At 40.2% G+C, this 22,444-nt stretch carries 15 protein-coding genes; 13 read left to right on the top strand and 2 right to left on the bottom strand.

Annotation, left to right across the window (positions count from 1 at the left end; translation table 11 throughout):
* Positions 1 to 435: 435 nt before the first annotated feature.
* Entirely contained in the window at positions 436 to 1,182 is a 747-nt protein-coding gene (locus RDN79_RS13700) for an IclR family transcriptional regulator (RefSeq protein ID WP_298550743.1), read from the bottom strand.
* Between the two features lie 770 nt (positions 1,183 to 1,952).
* On the opposite strand from RDN79_RS13700, the gene RDN79_RS13695 reads away from it, so the two are divergent.
* Genes RDN79_RS13695 through RDN79_RS13650 form a run of 10 tightly spaced genes read left to right on the top strand, consistent with a single transcriptional unit; the run spans position 1,953 to position 17,656 of the window.
* The gene (locus RDN79_RS13695) at positions 1,953 to 4,943 is read left to right on the top strand and encodes a TonB-dependent receptor (protein ID WP_298550741.1); all 2,991 of its coding nucleotides are present in this window, start codon (positions 1,953 to 1,955) and stop codon (positions 4,941 to 4,943) included.
* Positions 4,944 to 4,967: 24 nt separating this feature from the next.
* A complete protein-coding gene (locus tag RDN79_RS13690) occupies positions 4,968 to 6,425 on the top strand; it encodes a RagB/SusD family nutrient uptake outer membrane protein (RefSeq protein ID WP_298550740.1) in 1,458 nt (485 codons plus the stop codon).
* A 54-nt stretch (positions 6,426 to 6,479) separates the two neighbouring features.
* Entirely contained in the window at positions 6,480 to 7,709 is a 1,230-nt protein-coding gene (locus RDN79_RS13685; protein ID WP_298550738.1) for an MFS transporter, read from the top strand.
* A 25-nt stretch (positions 7,710 to 7,734) separates the two neighbouring features.
* Positions 7,735 to 9,036: an endo-1,4-beta-xylanase gene (locus RDN79_RS13680; protein WP_298550736.1), complete on the top strand. Its 1,302-nt coding sequence runs from the start codon at positions 7,735 to 7,737 to the stop codon at positions 9,034 to 9,036.
* Positions 9,037 to 9,054: 18 nt separating this feature from the next.
* Positions 9,055 to 10,605, top strand: a complete 1,551-nt coding sequence (locus RDN79_RS13675) for an endo-1,4-beta-xylanase (RefSeq protein ID WP_298550734.1) — start codon at positions 9,055 to 9,057, stop codon at positions 10,603 to 10,605.
* Between the two features lie 10 nt (positions 10,606 to 10,615).
* Positions 10,616 to 11,806, top strand: coding sequence for an enolase C-terminal domain-like protein (locus RDN79_RS13670; protein WP_298550733.1), 1,191 nt, complete (start codon positions 10,616 to 10,618; stop codon positions 11,804 to 11,806).
* A 12-nt stretch (positions 11,807 to 11,818) separates the two neighbouring features.
* Positions 11,819 to 12,592 carry an SDR family NAD(P)-dependent oxidoreductase gene (locus RDN79_RS13665; protein WP_186929963.1) on the top strand — a complete coding sequence of 258 codons (774 nt, stop codon included), beginning with the start codon at positions 11,819 to 11,821 and terminating at the stop codon, positions 12,590 to 12,592.
* A 21-nt stretch (positions 12,593 to 12,613) separates the two neighbouring features.
* Positions 12,614 to 13,357: an RraA family protein gene (locus RDN79_RS13660; RefSeq protein ID WP_186929962.1), complete on the top strand. Its 744-nt coding sequence runs from the start codon at positions 12,614 to 12,616 to the stop codon at positions 13,355 to 13,357.
* A 10-nt stretch (positions 13,358 to 13,367) separates the two neighbouring features.
* Positions 13,368 to 14,801 carry a cellulase family glycosylhydrolase gene (locus RDN79_RS13655; protein ID WP_298550729.1) on the top strand — a complete coding sequence of 478 codons (1,434 nt, stop codon included), beginning with the start codon at positions 13,368 to 13,370 and terminating at the stop codon, positions 14,799 to 14,801.
* Positions 14,802 to 14,842: 41 nt separating this feature from the next.
* The gene (locus tag RDN79_RS13650) at positions 14,843 to 17,656 is read left to right on the top strand and encodes a sugar-binding domain-containing protein (RefSeq protein ID WP_308573239.1); all 2,814 of its coding nucleotides are present in this window, start codon (positions 14,843 to 14,845) and stop codon (positions 17,654 to 17,656) included.
* A 134-nt stretch (positions 17,657 to 17,790) separates the two neighbouring features.
* Here RDN79_RS13650 and RDN79_RS13645 read toward each other — a convergent pair whose 3' ends face one another.
* Complete coding sequence (locus RDN79_RS13645; RefSeq protein WP_298550726.1) at positions 17,791 to 18,744, bottom strand: hypothetical protein; 954 nt, start codon at positions 18,742 to 18,744, stop codon at positions 17,791 to 17,793.
* Positions 18,745 to 18,883: 139 nt separating this feature from the next.
* Here RDN79_RS13645 and RDN79_RS13640 point away from each other — a divergent pair, with 139 nt between their 5' ends.
* The 3 genes from RDN79_RS13640 to RDN79_RS13630 all read left to right on the top strand — a co-directional run bounded on the left by RDN79_RS13640 (position 18,884) and on the right by RDN79_RS13630 (position 22,426).
* A complete protein-coding gene (locus RDN79_RS13640) occupies positions 18,884 to 19,873 on the top strand; it encodes a sugar phosphate isomerase/epimerase (protein WP_298550724.1) in 990 nt (329 codons plus the stop codon).
* Positions 19,874 to 20,561: 688 nt separating this feature from the next.
* Positions 20,562 to 22,016 (top strand): RHS repeat domain-containing protein, encoded by a 1,455-nt coding sequence (locus tag RDN79_RS13635; RefSeq protein ID WP_298550722.1) that lies wholly within the window; start codon positions 20,562 to 20,564, stop codon positions 22,014 to 22,016.
* Positions 22,013 to 22,426 (top strand): hypothetical protein, encoded by a 414-nt coding sequence (locus tag RDN79_RS13630; protein ID WP_298550720.1) that lies wholly within the window; start codon positions 22,013 to 22,015, stop codon positions 22,424 to 22,426. Before RDN79_RS13635 ends, RDN79_RS13630 begins: the two co-directional genes overlap by 4 nt.
* Positions 22,427 to 22,444 lie beyond the last annotated feature (18 nt).

Genomic DNA, 22,444 nt, shown 5'->3' with positions numbered 1-22,444 from the left:
TGTCAACAAATTAAAGATGATTAAAAGAATGTGTTATGGACGAGGAAGCATAGAACTACTCAAAAGAATGATGATTTGTGTATAAGACAGCAAAAGTGAACAAGACCCTGGGATAATAGATAATTGTAAAATTTTCTCCCGTATGATCGTTATAGAAGTCGAGCCGTTGCTCGCATTCGTACCCTTTGTTATTGGTATAAAAATCAACCCAAGTATTATTGCATAATGCATCGGTCGCCCAGCCGTAATCATCATAATACGGATCGTCCTCACAACTGTTGAACAAACAGAGTGCGGACAACAGAAACAATAAACCGAGTATATTCTTCTTTTTTATCATAATTCATACATTAAGCTATTCAATGACAAAGATATGAATTAAAACGATATCTATAATAGGATCGATTGAAGATATAAATACCAGATCGTATCATATTATTGGATTATCGCATTAATCTTTTCATTGATAATGTCAGTTGTCTTTTTCAACTGTTTTATGATGCTATTTTTTTCTGATTTGCCGAAGCGTATGTCAGGCAAGTAAATTCCAAGACTTGCTATAACTTTTCCTTTTTTCAGGATAGGGGTGGCCAGGCCTACTACATGGTTTTTATTCCATGAAAGTTCGATGTTCTTAGTTCGTATATCGTTTAGCAGTTGGATCAATTCGGATTTTGTTTTGACTTCCGGCCATTCTTCTTCTGTGGGCAATCCGACTTTGTCGATAAAATCATTTAACTCTTTAGGAGAATAATGAGCTAGGATCATGCGACCTGTCGTGGCTCTGTATACGGAAGACTCGTTGGTCGTGCGGACCTGGATTTCATGTGTGCATTGTGATTCGTTCAACAAAATCCTTTTATCCCCTTTTATAACAGATAATATTACAGTTTCGTTGATACTGTCACGTAGATTATCCATTGCGATTTTTGAAGCATTGACGAGTTCCGTGTTATAAGAATTGTCGCGCGTGAGTTGATAAACCATGTATCCTAACTTGTATCCTTTCTTTATGCCGGATTGCTCTACATAGTTGCGATGTACAAGAGTTTTTAGGATATTGGCGCAAGTTCCCGCATTCAATTCTACAGCAGTAGCGATTTCGGATAATCCGAACTCTTTGTCTGGCTCTTGTGCTAATATTTCGAGAATATTCATGGCTCTGTTTATAACTTGTATCATACTTCCTCGTTTTTGTTTCGTGTAATCTGATTATATAACTGACAATTAGTAAGCTTATTTGCAAAACTACAAAAAATATAGTATTAAAATAGATTTCTAAAAGTCTTTATTGTGAGCATTCGACCTAATTCTTACTATTTTAATTTGTGATAAATCAAATTTCTATTTAGCTTATCTGTTTGATCCCTTATTTTTCATTCTGGGTGACTTCTTATTCTATCCGTTCTCATGATGAAAAGTAGGCTAAGAACTATTGATTTTTCTTAATCCTATGTTTGTGATGAATTGCTATAATTTTGTATATTTGTGATTGTATTGAGAATATAACGTAAAAGCGTTTAGTGAATCCTTGTCATCGAAATCGCCAATTTCAATAATGCCACAAGGTGTAACTATTGAACGCCTGCGTCCTTATAGGCGTGGGCTATAGTTTATTTGTGGCATGGTGTTTGGCGATACCTCGATGACAAATAGGCTGTAGTTCCACGTTTTTTTATGCCTAAATCTAAGTGTGAAAAATTACTTTTTTACTATACGACTTCCTTTTATTGATTTTATATTGTAAAATATACTTTTTGTATTGTTTTAATTATGATGTTGCGAATGTATTTAGCTTTTTGCTTTAAATAGCAGTATATTTGTATGTTTAAGAGCATAAATGTTGATTTTCTTACAAAAATATTTTGTGTTTTATGTTGTTGTACTTAATATTGCATTGTAAAATTTAGTTTTACAATAATAAATATCAAGTTAAACTTAATTCATGTCTTATGAAAAATCGGCAGAGTTTTTTGTTATGGATGTTGCTATTCTTTGGCAGTGTCTCGGTTTTTGCTCAGCATGCTGTAAAAGGGAAAATTACAGATGCTAAAACGAGAGAACCTTTAGTTGGTGTGAATGTTGTTTTGAAAGGTTCATCTGAATCTGGTACTATTTCGGATTTGAATGGAAATTACTCTTTGTCTGTTCCCGAATCTTCTTCTTTGATTTTTTCTTATATCGGTTATGTTACCCAAGAAATTTCAGTAAAAGGCCAATCTATCCTCAATGTTGCTTTGTCGGAAGACATGGAAGCTTTGGAGGAAGTTGTAGTAATCGGCTATGGTACAATGCGAAAGCGAGACTTGACAGGATCATTGACTCAGGTAAAAGCGGAGGATATGCAAGCCATAACGGTTCCAAATCCGATTCAGGCCTTGCAGGGACGTGTTCCAGGTGTTGTGATTACCACAAATACGGGATCGCCCGAAGGAAATTTTACGATTCGTGTCCGTGGAACTAATTCGATTAGAGGTGGTAACGATCCTTTATATGTTGTAGATGGGATGCCTGTAAATCCTTCTTCCATTAATAGCCAGGATATCGAATCGGTCGAAGTATTGAAAGATGCTTCTGCTACGGCTATTTATGGTTCTCGTGGTGCAAATGGAGTTATATTGATTACAACTAAGAAAGGGAAAACAGGGGCTACCTCTGTCACGTATGACGGCAGTTATGGCATTCAGTCTTTGATAAAGAAGATGGATATGATGGATGCTACTGAATGGGCACAGATTGTAAATGAGCAGCAATTAAATGATGTCGGGAAAGAGTATTTTACCGCTGAGCAGGTTGCCGCTTTCGGGAAAGGTGTAGATTGGCAGGATTTGGTGTATAAGGATGCGCCGATCCAGAATCATAACTTGACGATTAGCGGAGGTAATGAAAAAACTCAGGTCTTGGTCAGTGGTTCCATGATGTTGCGCGACGGTATTATCAAACCAAGCAGTTATAATAAGTATAACTTAAGAGGGAATATTAATCATAAAATAAATGATAAATTCGATGTGGCTCTGATCATGGCGTATGCCCGGACTACTAAAGATCAGCAAAACAGTAGTGGTGGTAACCGGGGAGGTTCTGTTATCGGAGCTGCCATTTCCGCTCCTCCGTCTGTCTCTCCTTACAATGAAGATGGGAGCTATAACAATATCATGTTGTCTTATCCCTTTATGTCGAATGCTTTATATAATCCTCTGAATGTTATAAACGAACAGCGTTCAAAGGTGAAAGCGAACTTGATAAATACGAATGCAGCATTAACTTATAAACCCATAAAGGGTTTATCGTTGAAAGCTTCTATCGGCGTTGAAAATCTGGATTATCGAACCGATTCATATACGACATCCAAATATTTATATGGTTCGAATAGTGCATCTGTCAGCCAAAATACGGAAACCACGATTATTAATGAAAATATTGCCAATTATAATATAACGATTGCTGAAGACCACCGCTTGGATTTTACGGGTGGTTTTACTTACCAGCAATATGAAGGACGCTCCATGAGCGTTAGTGGAAGCGGTTTCATTAGTGATGTGCCTGAAAGTGATCAATTGGGGGCTGCTTCTGCATTTGGAACACCGGGGACAAGTTATTCAAAATGGGTATTGATGTCTTATTTGGCTCGTGCCAACTATTCTTACAAAGGCAAATATATTGCCACAGTCAGTTTTCGTGCGGACGGTTCTTCCCGGTATAGCGAAGGTAACAAGTGGGGATATTTTCCTTCTGCAGCACTCGCGTGGCGTATTTCGGATGAAGGTTTTCTGAAAGATGTTGAACAATTGTCAGATTTGAAAGTGCGTGTTGGTTATGGTGAAACCGGTTCTACAGCTATTAACTCTTATGCAACTCTGAATATGTTGAGCCAGGGAAAAGCTCCTGTGAATGGTGGCGTTTCGACTTATTATGCTGCCAGTACGACATTACCTTCTGATCTAAAATGGGAGACGACTGCTCAGTGGAATGTCGGCGTTGATTTGAGTTTGTTTAATTCCAGGCTGCGCGTTACTGCCGATTATTATCAAAAGATGACAAGAGATTTGCTGAACTCGGTAGCTTTGCCGGCTTCTACCGGTTATGATACAACGATCAAGAATATTGGCAAAATGAGTAATAAGGGTATAGAGCTTTTGGTAGAAGGTGAAGTTTTCCAAACAAAAGATTTTTCGTGGACTTTGTCTGCCAATTTTGCACTTAACCGTAATAAGGTTGTGAAATTGTACGGAGGCAAAGATGTTTATGGTAGCCGTGTAGGATTGTCTTACATTGAAGATTTTATAAATCTGGTTCGTGAAGGTGAGCCTTTAGGCGTTTTTTATACCTATAAGGAAGACGGGTATGATGAAGATGGCAATTTGAAATATGTAGACCGTGATGGAAATGGTGTCTTGAATAATGATGATAAATTTATTACAGGTGATCCGAATCCCGACTTTACATATGGCCTTAATTCTGATATCCGTTTTAAAAATTTTGAATTTTCTTTCTTCTTCCAGGGGAGTCAGGGTAATGACGTCTTTAATGTTGCCGAGACCGCAAACTTGGATCAGGGTATGGGACTGAACCTGAAAAGAGATGTGCTATATAGTCATTGGAGCTCCAATAATACTGAGGCTCAGAATATGGTGGCAAAATATCCTAAAATTACGCGTAAATTGAATATGAACTATTCCGACCGATATGTTGAGAATGGTTCGTACTTGCGGTTGAAAAACATCTCGTTAGGGTATAATTTGCCCGTATCGAAATGGGCTGTAGGTAGTTGGTTGAAAGGCGTAAAGGTTTATGTAAGTGCCCAGAATATCCTGACTATTACAAGTTATTCGGGACGTGATCCGGAAGTTAGTTCATGGGGCGGCGGTGTAAACTCCGGTCTGGACTATCTGACCTATCCGAATGTAAAAAGTGTAACGTTTGGCGCAAAAGTCCAATTTTAGTTAAATCCTTAAAAAGAGTATGTTATGAAGAGAATATTATTTTTACTGGTTGTTGTAGCTATCTTTTTTACTTCCTGCTCCGATTGGTTGGAAGAACATCCAAAAGCAGTGGCAGCAGAAACATTTTATAATACGGAAGAGGAAGCTGATGCGGCTGTGCTTGCTCCTTTAGCAAAATTCAGAAGCGGATTTGCGATGAGCTATCCGGGACTGTTGGAATGCTTTGCCGATTATGCTTATGGACGTGGCAGTTGGGAGGCAAATAGTGATTATGAAGGTCTGAATACGCAGAACCAGACTCGTGCAAATATGGTTTGGGCCAGCCTTTATAAAGCAATCCGAGATTGTAATATTGCTATTTCCCGTTTGCCGGAAGCATCTGGTTTGTCTGAAACATCGAAAGCCGCTTATTTAGGCGAATTGCGTTTTATCCGTGCCTTAAGCTATTTTTATTTGGTACGTTCTTTCGGAAGCTGCCCTTTGCGTACTGAAGAAAATATGGCGGACTATAATTTAGGAAAAAGTAGCGTAGATGATATTTATGCCTATATCGTAAATGATTTATTGTATGCTACTGAAAATGGACCTGATAAGGCCCGTTTAGTGGGAACGCCCTGTAAGAATAGTGCCCGGAGTCTCTTGGCTCAGGTATATCTGCAATTAGAAAAATATCAGGAGGCAGCCACGTTTGCGAAGCAGGTTATCGATAGTAATGCCTATTCTCTGGTTCCAGTTTCCTCTTCCCGTGATTTTGAAAAAATATTTGGAGCGGGAGTCGTTAATACGACGGAGGAAATATTTTATCTGAAGCAAGACAATACGACGAAGAATGGTTGGGAGTTTGTTATGTTCTGTGCACATCCATCTGCTTTGATAAATGGAAAACCGATGTGTGGTGCTGGTGGCTGGTACGGACTTTATACAACAACAGAAAACCAGATGATAGCAGAATGGGATGTAAAAGACTTGCGGAAAGATTATAATTTGTTGCTTCATGATTTTGGTTTAGGAGATAATACCTATTTGATGGCGAAGTTTTACGATCCGGATGCTTTGAGTGGCAGTGGATCAGGTAATTCAAATCCGTTAATCCGCTTCCCGGATGTCTTGTTTATTTATGCTGAAGCCATAACAAAGGCGACAGGCACTCCTACAACCGATGCTATGGAAATGCTGAATCGTATCCATCGCCGCGCGTATGGCTATGATCCTAATAGTCCTTCCGAGGTCGATTTTAAGCTGGCGGATTATGGATCGGTCGATAAATTCATGGATCTGTTAATAAAAGAACAAGCTTATGAGTGCATGAATGAAATGAAGCGTTGGTTCTTCTTATGCAGATTGGGGATTGCAAAAGACCGGATTAAGAAAATCAAAGGTATAGATGTGGCGGAGAAACATATGCTTTTCCCGATTCCGACAACAGAATTCGATTATAACGAGGCCCTTGATCCGTCGAAAGATCAAAATCCGGGGTATTAAATTAAAAATATGAAGGTGTGGTTTAAGTCACACCTTCGATAAACTATTCGTAAAATGAAACGACTACGTATTACCTATAAGTGGGAGTTGATTATTATGTTATGGGTTGCCTATTTCCTGAACCAAGGTGACCGGCAGATTTTTAATGTGGTGATCCCTTTGATAAAGGAGGATCTGCATTTGACGGATGTACAATTGGGGCTTGTTGCTTCTGTATTTACGGTTGTATATGGCTGTTTGGTCCCGTTCGGCGGATATATGGGGGATTTTCTGAAGAGAAAATGGATTATTCTTATCAGTATCCTGATTTTCAGTATCGGGACATTATGCACCGGATTTAGTGGCGGGCTGATCTCTTTAATTATATTACGCGGTGTTACAACAGGAGGAGGTGAAGCTTTCTATTATCCAGCCGCAACATCATTGATTAGCCAGTATCATCATAAAACCCGTGCAATGGCAATGTCCATACACCAGACTTCTTTATATGTCGGAATTGTTGCCAGTGGGTTTATTGCTGCTTACATCGGAGAACATTTCGGATGGCGTATGTCTTTCTTTACGTTTGGAGCAGGAGGTTTGCTGTTGTGTGTCTATTTGTTTTTCCGAATGGCAGATACTCCTCAGGAGAATAAAGAAGAAAGACGGCATTCTATTGGATATGTCATCAAAGAGATATTTAAGAAAAAGACAGTCTGGATGCTTTGTCTGGCTTTTGGAGGAATGTGTTTTGTGAATATCGGTTATGTGACTTGGATGTCTACGTTCTATCATGAAAAGTTCCATTTGTCTCTTTCGACGGCCGGGTTTACCTCTATGTTTTTTCATTTTGCAGCCGCATTGTTGGGTGTTTTAATAGGTGGAAAATTTTCAGATAAATATGCGCAAAAGCGTAAAACAGTCCGTCTGGAAACGGAACTGGTCGGATTGTTGTTCGGTGCTCCGTTTATATTCTTCATGGGATATACCTCGAATTTATATGTAAGTTATGCAATGTTGGCTCTGTTCGGCTTTTTCAGGGGAATTTATGATTCAAATCTGTATGCCGCCTTGTTTGATGTGATAGCTCCGGATTTAAGAGCATCTTCGGTAGGGATTATGACCGCTTTTGCCTTTATCGTCGGGGCGTTGGCTCCCTTGATATTGGGATATCTGAAGACTGATTATGGCTTGTCTTTTGGCATATCGTTTCTGGCAATATTCTATTTATTAGGAGCTTTAGCCGTTTTTGTGGCGATCAGATTCTTTTTATTGAAAGAGTTTTATGAAGAGACAGATAATTAGTAAAGTGTCTATAAAATTGTAAAATATGAAAAATGTAATATTATTGATAGGATTGTTTTTCTCTGCTTTTTGCTTACAGGCACAAGATCATAAGGATGTCATGAGCGAGGCTTATTGGGAGATCTGGAATCCGGATGTCCAGGCAAGCATAGATAAGAATATAGAGCAATACCGGAAAGGGGATGCCGTATTGAAAATTCCTTCCGGAACAACTGTCAAAATCGAGCAGTTGAGCCATTCGTTTATTTTTGGTGGTAATATCTTTTTGTTCGGTCAGCTTGAGACTACGCAACAAAATAAACAGTATGAAAATACTTTTGGTGCTTTGTTTAATTCTGCTACATTGCCTTTTTATTGGAAAACGTTGGAACCTGAGCAAGGAAAGCCACGTTATACGGCGGGATCTTCTTATATTTTCCGTCGTCCCCCCGTCGATCCCATCCTTGAGTTTTGCGAATCGAACAAGATAATGGCAAAAGGCCATGCTATTATTTATGGTATGCGCCGTTGGGGACATCCGGATTGGATGCCGTCAGATCGTAAAGAGATGGAATTTTATTTTGAAAAGCATATTCAGGAATTGGCGTTGCGCTATAAGGACAGAATCTGGATGTGGGACGTAGTCAATGAACCGGTTAATCAGGCAAATCGCGGAATAATGCCGGATGATTATACTTATAAGTCGTATAAGTGGGCTATGAAATATTTCCCGGAATCTGTCATTTTTAATATTAATGATATTGATTTTAAAAGTGGTATTCCTTATACAAGGCGGTATGTAGAGATTGCTCGAAATATGATAGACAGGGGTATCCGTATAGATAATGTCGGAGCTCAAATGCATATTTTTAATCCGGTCGAGGCTCAGAAAATAGCTGAGGGGGATAATATCCTGACACCGGCTAAACTCACGGAAGTAGTTGATTGCCTGAATGAAGTAGGGCGTCCTGTCCATGTGAGCGAAGTAACGGTTTGTGCCCCCGATTCTACGAGGACAGGAAGTGCGATCCAGGCTGTCATAACTGAAAATTTATATCGTTTCTGGTTCAGTTGCCCCAATATTACAGGTATTACCTGGTGGAATGTCGTGGATGGAGGTGGTGCTCCGGGTGAACCGTCTTATTCAGGACTTTATGACAAAGAAGTGAATAAGAAGCCCGTCTATGAGACATTGGACAGGTTGATAAACCGGGAATGGAAAACTTCACTGACCGCTACGTCGAACGCACAGGGTGTGGTTCGTTTCAGAGGCTTTAAGGGGCATTACCGTGCAACTTGGACAAGTAAGAATGGTAAGATAGAAATTCAAGAATTTGACATTAAATAATTAAAATCATAGTTGTATATGAAAAGAATAACATTAATAATCAGTTTAGTTCTATGTTGTTTTAACCTGTTTGCACAGAAAGGTTTTCCCAAAAGTGCAAAAGAAGACAAAGACAAAATCATGAGTGAAGCCTATTGGAATATCTGGAATCCGAAGGTACAGGCTAAAATCGATAAGGACATCGAGCAGAATAGAAAAGCAAATGCTATTGTTAATTTACAGAATGTTGCGGCTGGATCAGAAGTGAAGATCGAGCAAGTTTCGCATGATTTTGTATTTGGCGCCCATATATTTAACTATAATCAATTAGGTACTCCTGTATGTAACCAAAAATATAGAGATGTGTTCGGGACGTTATTTAATCGTGCGACTGTCGCATTTTATTGGAAAACGCTGGAAATGCAACCGAACCGCCCCCGTTTTCGTGAAGAATACTGGGATACGGAAGAATATTGGAATCGCCAGACGGATCCGAAGCATCAGCCACACTGGCGTCGTCCTTCTCCCGACCAGATTATAGATTTCTGTCTCAGCAAGGGGATTCCGGTACACGGCCATCCGCTGATCTGGGGAAACCGTAAGTGGCATAATCCTAACTGGATTATAGGTCAAATGATGACGCCTGATGAGAAAAAAGAAATGGATAAACTAATTCTGGAGTATGGCAATCTGGATAATTACCTGGATAGCGAGAAATACACGGATGAATACAAGAATATGACTGTAGCCCAACTGGAAGCGAAATTTCCTAATTTGACGAAGAAGTTGAAGGAGTTGTTTGAAAAGCGAATTGTGGAGATAGCTAAATATTATGGGGACCGCGTCAGCAGTTGGGATGTTGTCAATGAGAGTGCACAAGATTTTGCCAAAGGGGCAATGGTTCCGGGTTCCGGGCTTTGTAAAAGTAATTATGGGGTAATGCCAGGTGATTATACATTTGAAGCTTTCAAAACTGCCAATCAGGTATTCTCGGATAATGTCCTTTTGAATATCAATGATTATTGGACTGGTCCGGAATATCCGGAACAGGTAAAAGACTTGATGAAAAGAGGGGTGAAGATAAATGTCGCCGGTTCTCAAATGCATTTGTTTAATCCTCAGCAATGCCTGGATATTGCCGCAGGAAAAGAAATACAAACCCCAGACCAGATCTGGACTATCATGAACCGGATTTCGGAAACCGGATTGCCGATTCATTTAAGCGAAATAACGATTACATCTCCGGGTAATGATGACCGAGGACAGAAAATACAGGCTGTTATTGCACAAAACTTGTATCGCCTATGGTTCAGTGTTAAAAACATGATGGGAATCACGTGGTGGAATGTGGTAGACGATTGCGGTGCACCGGGAGAACCGTCCGTTTCCGGGTTGTTCACCAGAAACATGGATCCCAAACAGTCATTTTATGCACTTGATAATTTGATCAATCATGAATGGAAAACTAATATGGTCGTAAAAGCCAGTAAAAACGGAGATGTAAAATTCCGGGGATTTAAAGGTCAATATCAAATTACTTATACGGATAAATCAGGAAAGGATCAAGTTATAGAGTATCACTTAAAATAAGTATAAAGAAATGAAAATCGTAGACATGAAAGTCCGTTGCGTTGCAATTCCTATGAATTGCATGCTGCGGCATAACACGGGAGTACATCCGGGTTATTTATTGAGGACAATCTTGGAACTTATTACGGACGAAGGGATTGTCGGATTAGGTGAAGTAGGCGGAGGAGATTCAAGAGCGGCTCTTCTCAAACTGAAACCACGTATCATCGGGATGAATCCGATGGATCTGGAGGCTATCAAGATGAAAGTTTTGAGAAGTATCTATTACATTTCCAATTCCCGTTTGTATGGTGCAATAGAGATTGCCTGTTTGGATATTATGGGAAAGGCATTTAATGTTCCGATGCACCAGCTTCTTGGCGGCAAATTACGCGATTCGATTCCAATGATCGCTTATTTGTTTTGGCGCTATGACCGTCCGGGTGGCGGACATGATACCTGTGCGGAGGATATGGCCGATTTTTGTGTACAATTGAACGATGAGTTGGGTGTCACGGCAATGAAGTTGAAAGCCGGTGTCATGGATCCGATGGAAGAAGTGAAAGTACTGCAATTATGCCGGCAAAAGTTAGGAGATGACTTTGGTTTGCGAATTGATCCTAATGGGGTATGGAGTGTTGCGACAGCCGTAAAAGCCGGTCATAGGATGGAAGAGTTAGAACTGCAATATTTTGAAGATCCTTCTTGGGGCATAGAAGGCATGAAGGCTGTACGGGAACAGGTTCGTATTCCTTTGGCGACTAATATGTACCCGAATAAATTTGATGATTTGGGCCCTTCTGTCCATATGAGATCGATAGACATCATATTGACGGATTTACATTATTGGGAAGGCCCGCGTGGTGTAAAAGACTTGACTGCGGTTTGTCGTACGTTTAATATAGGTGTAGCTATGCATTCCGGGGCAGAATTCGGTATCGAATTGGCGGCTATGTTACATACTGCATCTACCATCCCTCAAATGACTATGCCGGGAGATGCTCATTATCATTATTTGGAAGATGATATTATCCAGGGTGGAAAACTACAATATGTCAATGGGGCTATAAAAGTTCCGGAAGGACCGGGATTGGGAGTTGTTTTGGATGAGGAAAAAATGGAGAAATATGAGCGTTATTATGAAAAAATGGGAGATTATTACGCTCGTTTTCATCAAGATCCGTATAATCCGAACTGGTATCCGATAGTAGGTGGAATTTAATAAAGAAACGTTATGGGAGTGAAGCATTTGTTTGATATAACAGGAAAAACCGCATTGATTACAGGAGCCGGCCAAGGAATTGGCCGCTCCATCGCTTTAGCTTTGGCTGAACATGGGGCGAATGTTGTGATCAATTACCGGAGTAATCGCCAGTTGGCGGAAGCAACTTTACAGGATGTGCTGAAGATGGGAGGAAAAGCGTGGCTATGGGAATACGACTTATTATCAGACACGCTGACTTCTGACTTTCAACAGTTGCAGCAAAAACTGGGAATTGGAGTCGATATTTTAGTTTTGAATGCTTCTATTCAGATTCGTAGAAAATGGGAAGAAGTGACTCTATCTGAGTTTAATGCTCAGATGAATGTGAATGTAAGGGCTTCGCTGGAGTTGATGCAATGTTGTGTGCCTCATATGGAATCTAAAGGTTGGGGAAGAATTGTCACGTTAGGTTCCGTCCAGCAGAACAGGCCGAGTAAGCAAATGATTGTTTATGCCGCTTCAAAAGCTGCTCAATTGAATATGGTGAAAAATCTCGCCTGGCAATTGGGTAATAAAGGAATAACGATTAACAATCTGGCTCCCGGAGTGATCGGAACGGTTCGCAATGAGGAAGTTTTGTCGAATGAAGTTTTCAAAACAAAAATAGAGAAAAATATTCCATTGGGGTATATCGGAGAACCGAATGATTTGGCCTCTATGGCGTTGCTTTTGTGTAGCGATGCCGGACGCTATATTTCCGGTGCGGATATATGGGTAGATGGTGGAATGAGTTTACCGGAGTGATTAATTAAAAATAAAAGAGTTATGAGCGTAGATCAGTATAAGAAAGAAATCGGGATGATGAATCTGGAAAAATTGATTCAGGACCGTGAAGGAATATCTTCGAAAAAGTTTCCCATACCGGATAAAGAGTTATTATTTAGATATGAGCAGTTGTATACAGGTGCCGTAAACGACGTAATGCGTGAATTTTGCCTTTTGGAGCAGGCTTTGCCCGGTAGGATTAAACCTTTACGCGAATATCATTCTGTTGCCGGTTTTGCGTTTACTGTCAAAAGTGCACCGAACGTAAAGATAAAGGGTGAGATGGAATATCGAACTCAGATGTTGGATGAGATGCAGGAAGATCATTTTGTTGTCTGGGATACAAGCCGGGATGACAAAGCTACTTTGTGGGGAGGTGTAATGACGGCGACTGCTAAGGGGAAAAAACTGAAAGCCGCTTGTATAGATGGGGGAATACGGGATACACATCAGATTTTGAGTGCTGATTTTCCTGTGTTTTACGAATACCGGATATCAAATGGCAGTTTGGGGCGTTGTTTGATTACTCACTATCAAATTCCGATTAAAATCGGAGATGTAACGATTAAGCCGGGTGATATAATACTTGGGGATATTGACGGAGTTTTGGTAGTACCAAGAGAAATAGCTTATGAAGTGCTTTTACGTTCGGAAGAGATACGTGAAAATGAGAAGAAGATTTTCTCTTGGGTACAAAACGGAGACAGTGTCCAGGAAATTACAGCAAAAGGTGGTTACTTTTAAGAATCAGTCTATGATACGGAATATATTATATATGATGATTCTATGCTCTTTTTTCTCTTGTGGAAAAGAGCGTGATCAAAACTTTATAAGGGTGAGTCAGGTGAATCCTCGTTATTTGGAATATTCGGACGGTACACCTTTTATTCCTGTAGGTCCTAATATTTGTTGGGAACGTTTTGAAACAGATGAAACAAAAGTTTTACAGCTTTATGAACAGCGTTTTCGCAATCTTTCGGAAAATGGAGGAAATTACACACGTATTTGGTTGAGTGCGCCATTTTTTGAGGTTGAACATAAGAAAGCCGGAGAGTTTGATGAAAATAGAGTAAAGCGAATTGACAAACTGTTGGAGTTGGCGACGAAATATGGGATCAAGATCAAATTTTGTTTGGAAAATTTCAGGAAACTAACAGGATATTCAGCCCCGTTTTCTTCGTCAGTGGCTTTTGATAAACCAATCTATTCTTGTGATAACCGGGGGCCATTGAGCGATATGGATGATTTTTTCAAAACACAGCAGGGGAAAAATTTATATATAGACAGGGTTGCCTTTTTAGCCACCAGATATGCGGACAATCCGGCTATTATGGGTTGGGAATTGTGGAATGAAATCAATTCTGTAAGTTTTTCCGAGGGAATAGCAGGGGAGCTGGAATGGACAAGAGAGATGCTGCCTGTCGTTAAATCTTATTTTCCGCATCATTTGGTTATGCAAAGCCTGGGGAGTTTTGATAATGAAAAATATCAGGAGTGGTATACCGATTTTTCTTCTCTTTCGGATAATGAGATAGCCCAGGTTCATCGCTATTTGGATCCGGGAGCCGCCTGGGATATTTGTCAGGCTCCTATGGATTCTTTGGCAAGTCAGGCGGTCGTTTTATTGCGTAGTATGGTTGTTGATAAACCTGTTATACTCTCGGAAGTGGGTGCGGTCGAGGCACATCATTCCGGACCATCCAAGTTATATGAATCGGATACATTAGGCATTCTGCTACATGATTTGATTTTTGCCCCTTTTTTTTCGGGAGCTGCTGCTCCCGGACAAAGTTGGCACTGGCAGTATTATATAGAAAAAAATAATTTATGGTGGCATTTCGGACGTTTTAGTCATGCTACAGAAAATATAAATCCGGTAACAGAGCTGTATCAGCCTGTGTTTTTTATGCATGATCAGGTTCGCTTTTATTGTTTGAAAGGTAATACGCATACTTTAGTTTGGTGCCGGGATGCCTTAAGCAATTGGCATACTGAATTGATCGGAAATCTATTGCCGGATAGCAGGACGGTGAAACTGCCACTACAATTTTTAAGTAATAAAGTCTCGGATGTAGAACAATATGATCCTTGGAGTGATGTGAGAAAAGTTACCCATGTGGTGGACGATACTCTGGAGATCACTTTCAAACGTTCGGTAGTATTGCGTTTTAATAATGAAAATCATTGATTTTATATGGAATCTATGTCTAATAACTAAATGAAAAAAGTATGGTAAGAAAGAGCGTTTTTAAGTATAGATGTCTTTTAATATGGTGCTGTTTGTGTTGCGTTTCGATTGTGAAAGCGCAGGTAAGAGATTTGGAGTCTCCATATTATATTTATCCGAGGCTGGCAGAGCAGCATATCGATTTATCCCAGGATTGGGAATTGAGTTCGGAAGAATCTCCTGTTGAAAACTTGGCAAAACTTAGGGAGAATGCCTGGTTTACGGTGGCATATCCGACTTCTGTCCAAATGGCTAATTACAGAGCGGGCATATTGGGTGATCCCTATAAACATTTGAATGCCAGGGAACATGAGAAGTTGGAACAGAAAGTTTGGTATTATAAAAAACATTTTGCAATTCCTCAAAAACGGAATGGTTACTCTTGTTTACTGAATTTTGATGGTATTGACTATTTTGCAAAAGTCTGGTTAAATGGCATGGAATTAGGCAAGCATCGGGGTATATTCGGCGGTCCGGTCATTGATGTAAGTGAAAACTTAAATTATGGAGGGGATAATGAACTGATCGTAGAAGTTATGTCCGCCAATTATGGGAAAACGTCTTTTAACCCGAATCGACCTGGAAACATTGTTAAGGGGTGGTTTCTGATGGGGGGAAGTGCGATGGAACCTTTTTTCAATTTGGGCTTATGGCGAAATGTCCGTATGGAATTTATCCCCGAATATCATATGGAGCGTCCTTTCCTTTTTACTGAAAAGATAGAAAATAATCAGGCTACAATAGGTTTTAGTGTTGAACTGTTTGCCGGGAAAAACACATTGGACTATCAGTTGCATCCCTGGAATAATTGTCAGATATCGAATTATGGAAAGCCCTCAAGTGCCCCACAGAATAAACGGGTAAAAGATAAGTTGACAGTGGTGTTCGACTTGATAGATAAGGGGCAGGTCGTATTCTCAAAAGAATTTTCACCTGAGGTGATAGAAGGAAGATGCTGGATGGAAGAACGTTTTGTTATCGATAATCCTAAATTGTGGTATCCGAATGGTTTGGGTAGCCCGGATTACTATCAGGCAAAAATGACATTAAAAGTAAATGATCGGTTGACCGACTGCATTCAGTTTGATTTTGGAATCCGGACAATAGAACAGGTTCGGAGTGCCGGCATTCGGACAAGTGACAGGTGGCAAGACTGGCAGTTTGTCGTAAACGGGAAAAAGTTTTTTGTGAAAGGTGTCAACTGGATGCCTGTTGATGCCCTCTACGATTTGACGGCAGATAAGTATGATTGGGCTGTGAAAATGGCACGGAATATGGGAATTCAGATGTTTCGGATTTGGGGAAGCGGACTGTTGGAGAGTGATGCTTTTTATGATGCATGTAATAAATATGGTATAATGGTTTGGCAGGATTTTAATATTGCCAATTTTGACACGCCCGAATGGCCGCAAGATGTTTGGGAAGCGCAGGTTTGCCAAAATATTTTCCGGTTGAGAAATCAACCCTCTTTGGCTGTTTGGTGCGGAGGAAATGAATTTAATCCGTATTCTTATGGAAATGCAGCTTCTATGGGTATTTTGGAGCGTAACTTGGCTATTTTTGATCCGACAAGGTGTTTTCTGCGTACTTCTCCGGATGCCGGTTCCATGCATTCTTATCCGGATTTTGATCCCGCATGGTATAAAGGTTTTGAGTTGATACCCTATGTGGCTGAGACTGGCGTACATTGTATAACAGACCCTGCAAATATAAAACAAGTGGTTTCTCCGGGTGAGTTGGTAGATTTGGGAGGAATGTATGATAAGGATTTCGTATTGGAGCATCCTGAATTTGTAGAACATTTTGCTGAATATAATCCTTCCCGTGTACCCCGTATGCTGAGTCGTGCTTCCCATATTGACAATATGGCTAAACCGGCGTTGGAAACAATTGCTGAGGCAACTCAAATTGGTGCTGGTGAATTCTATCAGGTTATGTCGGAAGGTCTTCAAAGTAATTATCCGGTAACAACCGGACTGATGCCTTGGGTCTATAAGCGTCCTTGGCCAGTAGTTGCTGCAATTAATTTGGTCGATGGTATGGGACAGCCTTCGGCAACTTATTATTTTTTAAAAAGGACATACGAACCAACTCATGTTTTGTTGGACATTAAGCGTTTGCTGTGGGCACCTGGAGAAGCTTTTCCGATTTCCGTAAATATTTTAAATGGAGTGGGTCGACCTGGTTTTAAAGGAATGGTACAGGTGAAAATATTGGATGACTCTTTTAGAAAAGTTTGGCAGATTTCGAAAAATGTTAATGTTCCGGAAGGCACATCGGTTTTAAAAGAAGAGATAGGGGTATATGCTATCCCACAGGTATATAAAGAAAAGTACTTTTTTGCTATTGTTTCTTTGACTGATGAGTATGGGAAAGTGATTTCTCATGCTGAATATTGGCCTCGCACCATCAAATTAATGGAAGATGAGGCTTATTATCTGAAGTTTGTTTCTGAGCCTGTCGATTGGCCTACTTTGGTCAATGGCCCCTGGTTAAAGCCAGCCGTGGCTAAACATAAAACTTCTGTTGAGTTGAAAGAAGTAAAGTTAATGAAAATAAATGGAAACAAAGGACTGCTGCATGTAGTTGTGACGAACACAGGAAAGTTGCCCTCTTTTATGACTAATTTGGATATAGAAGGAAGTCCTCGTTCTTTTTATGCGAATGATAATTTCTTCTGGTTGGATCCTGGTGAAACGAAAAGTATCGAGATCGATTTTGAACTGAGAGGAAGACAAGTGGCAAGTTCGATGAAGCTGGTTCTTAAGTCTTGGAATGCTAAAATACAGAATCGGACAGTGAAACTGATCGATTAATTTTGGGAAAATGGAAAGCCCATGCTTTCACAAGTACGGGCTTTCTTAAAAAAATAACCATTAAACTAAAACTATTATTTATAAATCCAAACTTGATTTTTAAACAAACTGTCAACTATAACAAGATAAATATTTTACTCATAATCAGGCAATTCAACATCGGATGTCACTTCCCATTTCCCGTTGTTGTAGATGCTGATTTGAAATGTGTCGTCGGATTCGGAACGGCTGTAGATACGGCCTTTGTAACGGATGATTTTGTTCTTTTCCGGGATGATATTGTCGATTTGCCGTTCACGGATCGGTTCGCCGCTGTGGGCGATGGCTGTGAGATGGACGGCCATTTTATTGTCGGTGGCAGGGATGAAAGTATAGAAAGAATGTATTTTGTTTACTTCTCCGATCTCATCATTATTGAATGTATAGGAGAAGATTTGCTTGTCCGGGGTTTTTATCCCCTGGCCGGTGGTGATGTCCAGCTGATTGGATATTCCGTCGATCTCCATATCGAACTGGTTCAGTATGTCGGAAACCGAATCGGTCGCCATGAACTCGATACGGCTGACGATACGCTGAAGGGAGATATCCTTATTGATGACTTCTGCAACCCCGATGTTCAGGGATAGCATTTCATAGAATGTATCCGAGATGCTATCGAAAGAGAAAGTCGAACCGGACAATACTACAGTTTTTGAATTGTGGGCCAAAAAGTAGAATTTGTAGTCGCCTTGTGGCAGACTGTCGTATATGCAACTGAAATCCGCATCCAGATCGGTAGGACTGTAAGTGAACTGCTTGTGTTTGATGAAAGCGGGAACCTCTTCGTTTTTGAATACCACATATTCGAGAGTGGAACATAATTCGTTCAACTCGACGTCATTCTCTCCGGCTTTAGAAACCGATGGTTCCGGAATCACGTTATCAGGCATGCTGCGGGTGGTGGGAAAAGACATGATTTCTTTTTCCATCTGAATGCTGAATTGGACGGGGAAAAACTCTGTTTGCGGAATAACCTCTTCAAGCGAAGAACTGTTGCAACCTGTCAGGTAGAGCACAAAGGCGAGTGCAAAAAACACTTTCTTTCTCATAGCTAATTTTTTTAGTTGTTTATAATGTCGCAAAGGAAAGATAAATATCCAGAAATAAAAAATATTTATAGATAAATTTAAAAAGAAATTTTATATTTGCCGAATAGGCACAATGTATTCACCTTAAAAGAATGAAATTATGGCACGTCCTGTAACATTATGTACATTGCAGTGGGGAGATTTACCGCTGGAAGTTATTTGTGAAAAAGCAAAATCATTTGGTTTTGACGGTGTTGAATTGGGATTACCTTCTCATTTGGATGTTCGGCAGACAGATCCGGAATATTATCGGAATATCAAGGCAACGCTCGACAAGTACGGTTTGCAACTGTTTTGCATTTCGAACCATCTGGTCGGACAAGCCATATGTGACCGTATCGATCAACGGCATAAATCCGTGTTGCCCGATTATATCTGGGGGGATGGCGATCCCGAAGGAGTACACCTGCGGGCGATCGAAAATATGATCCAGGCCGCCCATGCCGCTAAGATGTTGGGGATCGATACCGTAGTCGGTTTTACGGGAAGTTCGATCTGGCAATGGCTCTATTCTTTTCCTCCCGTTACCGATGAGATGGTGAATGAAGGCTATGCTGATTTTGCCCGGCGTTTTATCCCGATTTTGGACGAATACCAGAAATTAGGCATTCGCTTTGCCCTCGAAGTGCATCCGACCGAGATCGCATTCGATACCTATTCTGCTCGTAAGGCTCTTGAAGCGATCGATTATCATCCGGCTTTCGGTTTTAACTACGATCCGAGCCATTTGGGGTATCAGGGAGTGGATTATGTGGACTTTATCAACCAGTTCCCGGACCGCATTTTCCATGTCCACATGAAAGATGTGTATTGGAGCGATACCCCGAAACAGATCGGCGTGTTTGGCGGTCATTCGACTTTTGGCGATGCCCGTCGTTTCTGGAATTTCCGTAGTCTCGGACGCGGTAAAATCCAATTTGAAGAAATCATCCGTGCCTTGAACGATGCCGGCTATCGAGGCCCTCTTTCTGTCGAATGGGAAGATAGCGGCATGGATCGTGAACACGGGGCACGCGAATCCTGCACTTTTGTGAAGCAGGTAGATTTCCAGCCGTCGGCACATGCTTTCGATGCTTGTTTCGAACGATAAAAGGGAGTTGTGGAATCGTTTACCGTTATGTCAAGTGGCGAGGGCTTCTTGGTATAACGGTTTTTTTGTAGACATACGGATCGGGTTCCGGCAAAGTGTCCGGAGCATGGCTTATTGTCAATTTTTTTTTTATACCTGTTAGTCAAAATCGAAACTCATGCCCATGAAAATCGATTTTCATACCCATGAAACAGAATTTTCCTGCAAGGGTAATATTTTTTAATAAACTTGGATTTTAGCTTATTGTTGTGAATGAAGCGTTTATGCAATATTGCCGTTTTAAGGGGGATATTGTCGTTTTTTATCGGATTTTTCCAATAGATTTCGTAAGCAACGTTCCAGACGGGCCGGATCTGTATATATATAACGTATAGGAATCGGATTGTCCAGCTCGAACTGATATTTTTTTCCGGGAAACAAAAGGGCTACTTCCCGGTTGACTTCTTCGATCAATTCCGGTAGAGAAACCTGTGTTCTTTTTATTTCAACGTTTTGTTTTTCCTTATGTGTATTCAGTATGGAGTCGATAATGTCTGTCAGTTTGCGTATTTGTACTTCCCCTGTTTGCAGTAATGATTTCCGGCTGTTGTCGGTTTCCCTTATATTTTTTGTGTTTAGAGTCTACTGTTTGTCCATTTTTATTACATGATTTTAGTTGGAATGTTGCGTGGTATGTTTTTTTGTGTTGTTGAAAAATAATTATACGGCATTATTTTCTTATAACGGATCCGGAGAAAGAGTAAAAATGGATATCACCCGGAATAATAAAACAGAAATTCTCCGTTATTACTTAAACGGAAGTTATGAAGTCGATCACACTCCGGCGGGAGATACGGAACGGCTTTATATGGGAGGCGATGCTTATTCCGCTCCTGCTGTGCTGATAAAAAAGAATGGTAGTTGGAACTTGCATTATATTTGTCGTGATTATTTGGGTAGTATAACACAGATGACAGATAGTAATGGCACTTTGCTGCAGGAAGTGAGTTATGATGCTTGGGGGCGGTTACGTAATCCGAATACATTGGTCGCTTATCTGCCGGATATGGAACCGGAACTCCTTTTAGGACGCGGTTATACGGGGCATGAACACTTGACAATGTTTGGTTTGGTGAATATGAATGCCCGGTTGTACGATCCGGCGGTAGGACGTTTCCTGAGTCCGGATCCTTATGTGCAAGTTCCGGATTTCACACAAAGCTATAATCGTTTTAGCTATGCGATGAATAATCCGTTGATGTATGTGGATGCTGATGGTGAAAATCCTTTATTGGTGTTAGGATTGGTCATCGGTGCTTATATTGGAGGAGTTGCGACAAATCGCGGAGAGCTAAATCCGTTCCGTTGGAATTATAGTTCTATTACTACCTATTTAGGGCTTGGATTTGGTGCTTTGGTTGGTTATTATGGTGCATATGGGATTGTTTATCCTGGAAGTATGAGTATTGGCGGTTCAATCGGAACTCCCTGGATAAGTGCAGGGACTTCAGTAGCTGCATTAGGTCAAGGAACTGATTGGCGGTTTAATTTTGAATGGACGACTGCTGCTGGAGGCGGAGGTCAGTATGGACATTCCGGCAATGCAGAAGTATCGGTCGATAAAGCAATTGCTAATGCGCAATCTTATTATTATAATTATCAGTCTCACTCTCAAGGTTCATCATTGGATCCCATGGTCGTTTTATCTACAACCTTGTCTGGTACGTCAGAGGTTTATTATAGTAAACATTTTGGTACATGGATGGGAAAAGATTTCAAGGTGAGAAGTCAAAGTTGGGGTGGAAATCAATACACTGGAGGAAAGAATCAATTTGCATTGAAAATGTCTAAAAAGATAGCACGGGGAGGAAATGTTTTGGGTATTTATAATGGAGTGAATATATATCTTAATTGGGATCGAGGAAATAGTTCGTCTCAACAATTTCTAATAGAGGAATTTTCAAATATTTATTCAACAGTAGGTGGTGTTTGTGGAGCCGCTTGGGGTATTGGTTGGGAAATGGGAAGACAAACAACGTACCAGGCATGGTATCAACAATTAAAATATCGTTTTTGGTATAATCGAATGGAGAATTTAATTGGCCCCCCTTCTGAAACAAATAAAATATATTGGGATGAATTTTATAAAAACTATAGACCATGATTGATGTATTATATTATATGTACTATCTGTTCTATTCAAAGAAATTGAAAGAGGCAGATCCTCATTGGAGCACGATTTGGTTTTTAGGAATTTTCTTTTCTTATTGGGTATTCTGTACTATTGATTTATTTTTGCTTTTTTGCTTTTTGTATTCAATCTCTTTGGAACTTGCACTTACAATTTTCTTTTTAGGAGTGCTGCTGTTTTATTGGATTTATTCAAAAAATGGAAGAGGAAAATTTGTTGTTGAAGAGAGAAAGCCTCTTATTCGTGGTAGTTTTTGTCTTTCAGTTATTTGGGCAATACTCTTTTTTGTGATAACTGTTACAATGTTTCTTTCATCAGCTTTCGTGAGGGAATATATGTATCAGCTTGTTGAACCTATGTCCCGAATGGTGTTTGGCAAATGAGGAATTTTATAAAAATTA

Source organism: uncultured Parabacteroides sp. (assembly GCF_902493135.1).
Classification (GTDB): domain Bacteria; phylum Bacteroidota; class Bacteroidia; order Bacteroidales; family Tannerellaceae; genus Parabacteroides.
Note: the sequence above shows the minus strand (reverse complement) of the source record. Positions and strands in the feature narration are given on the sequence as shown.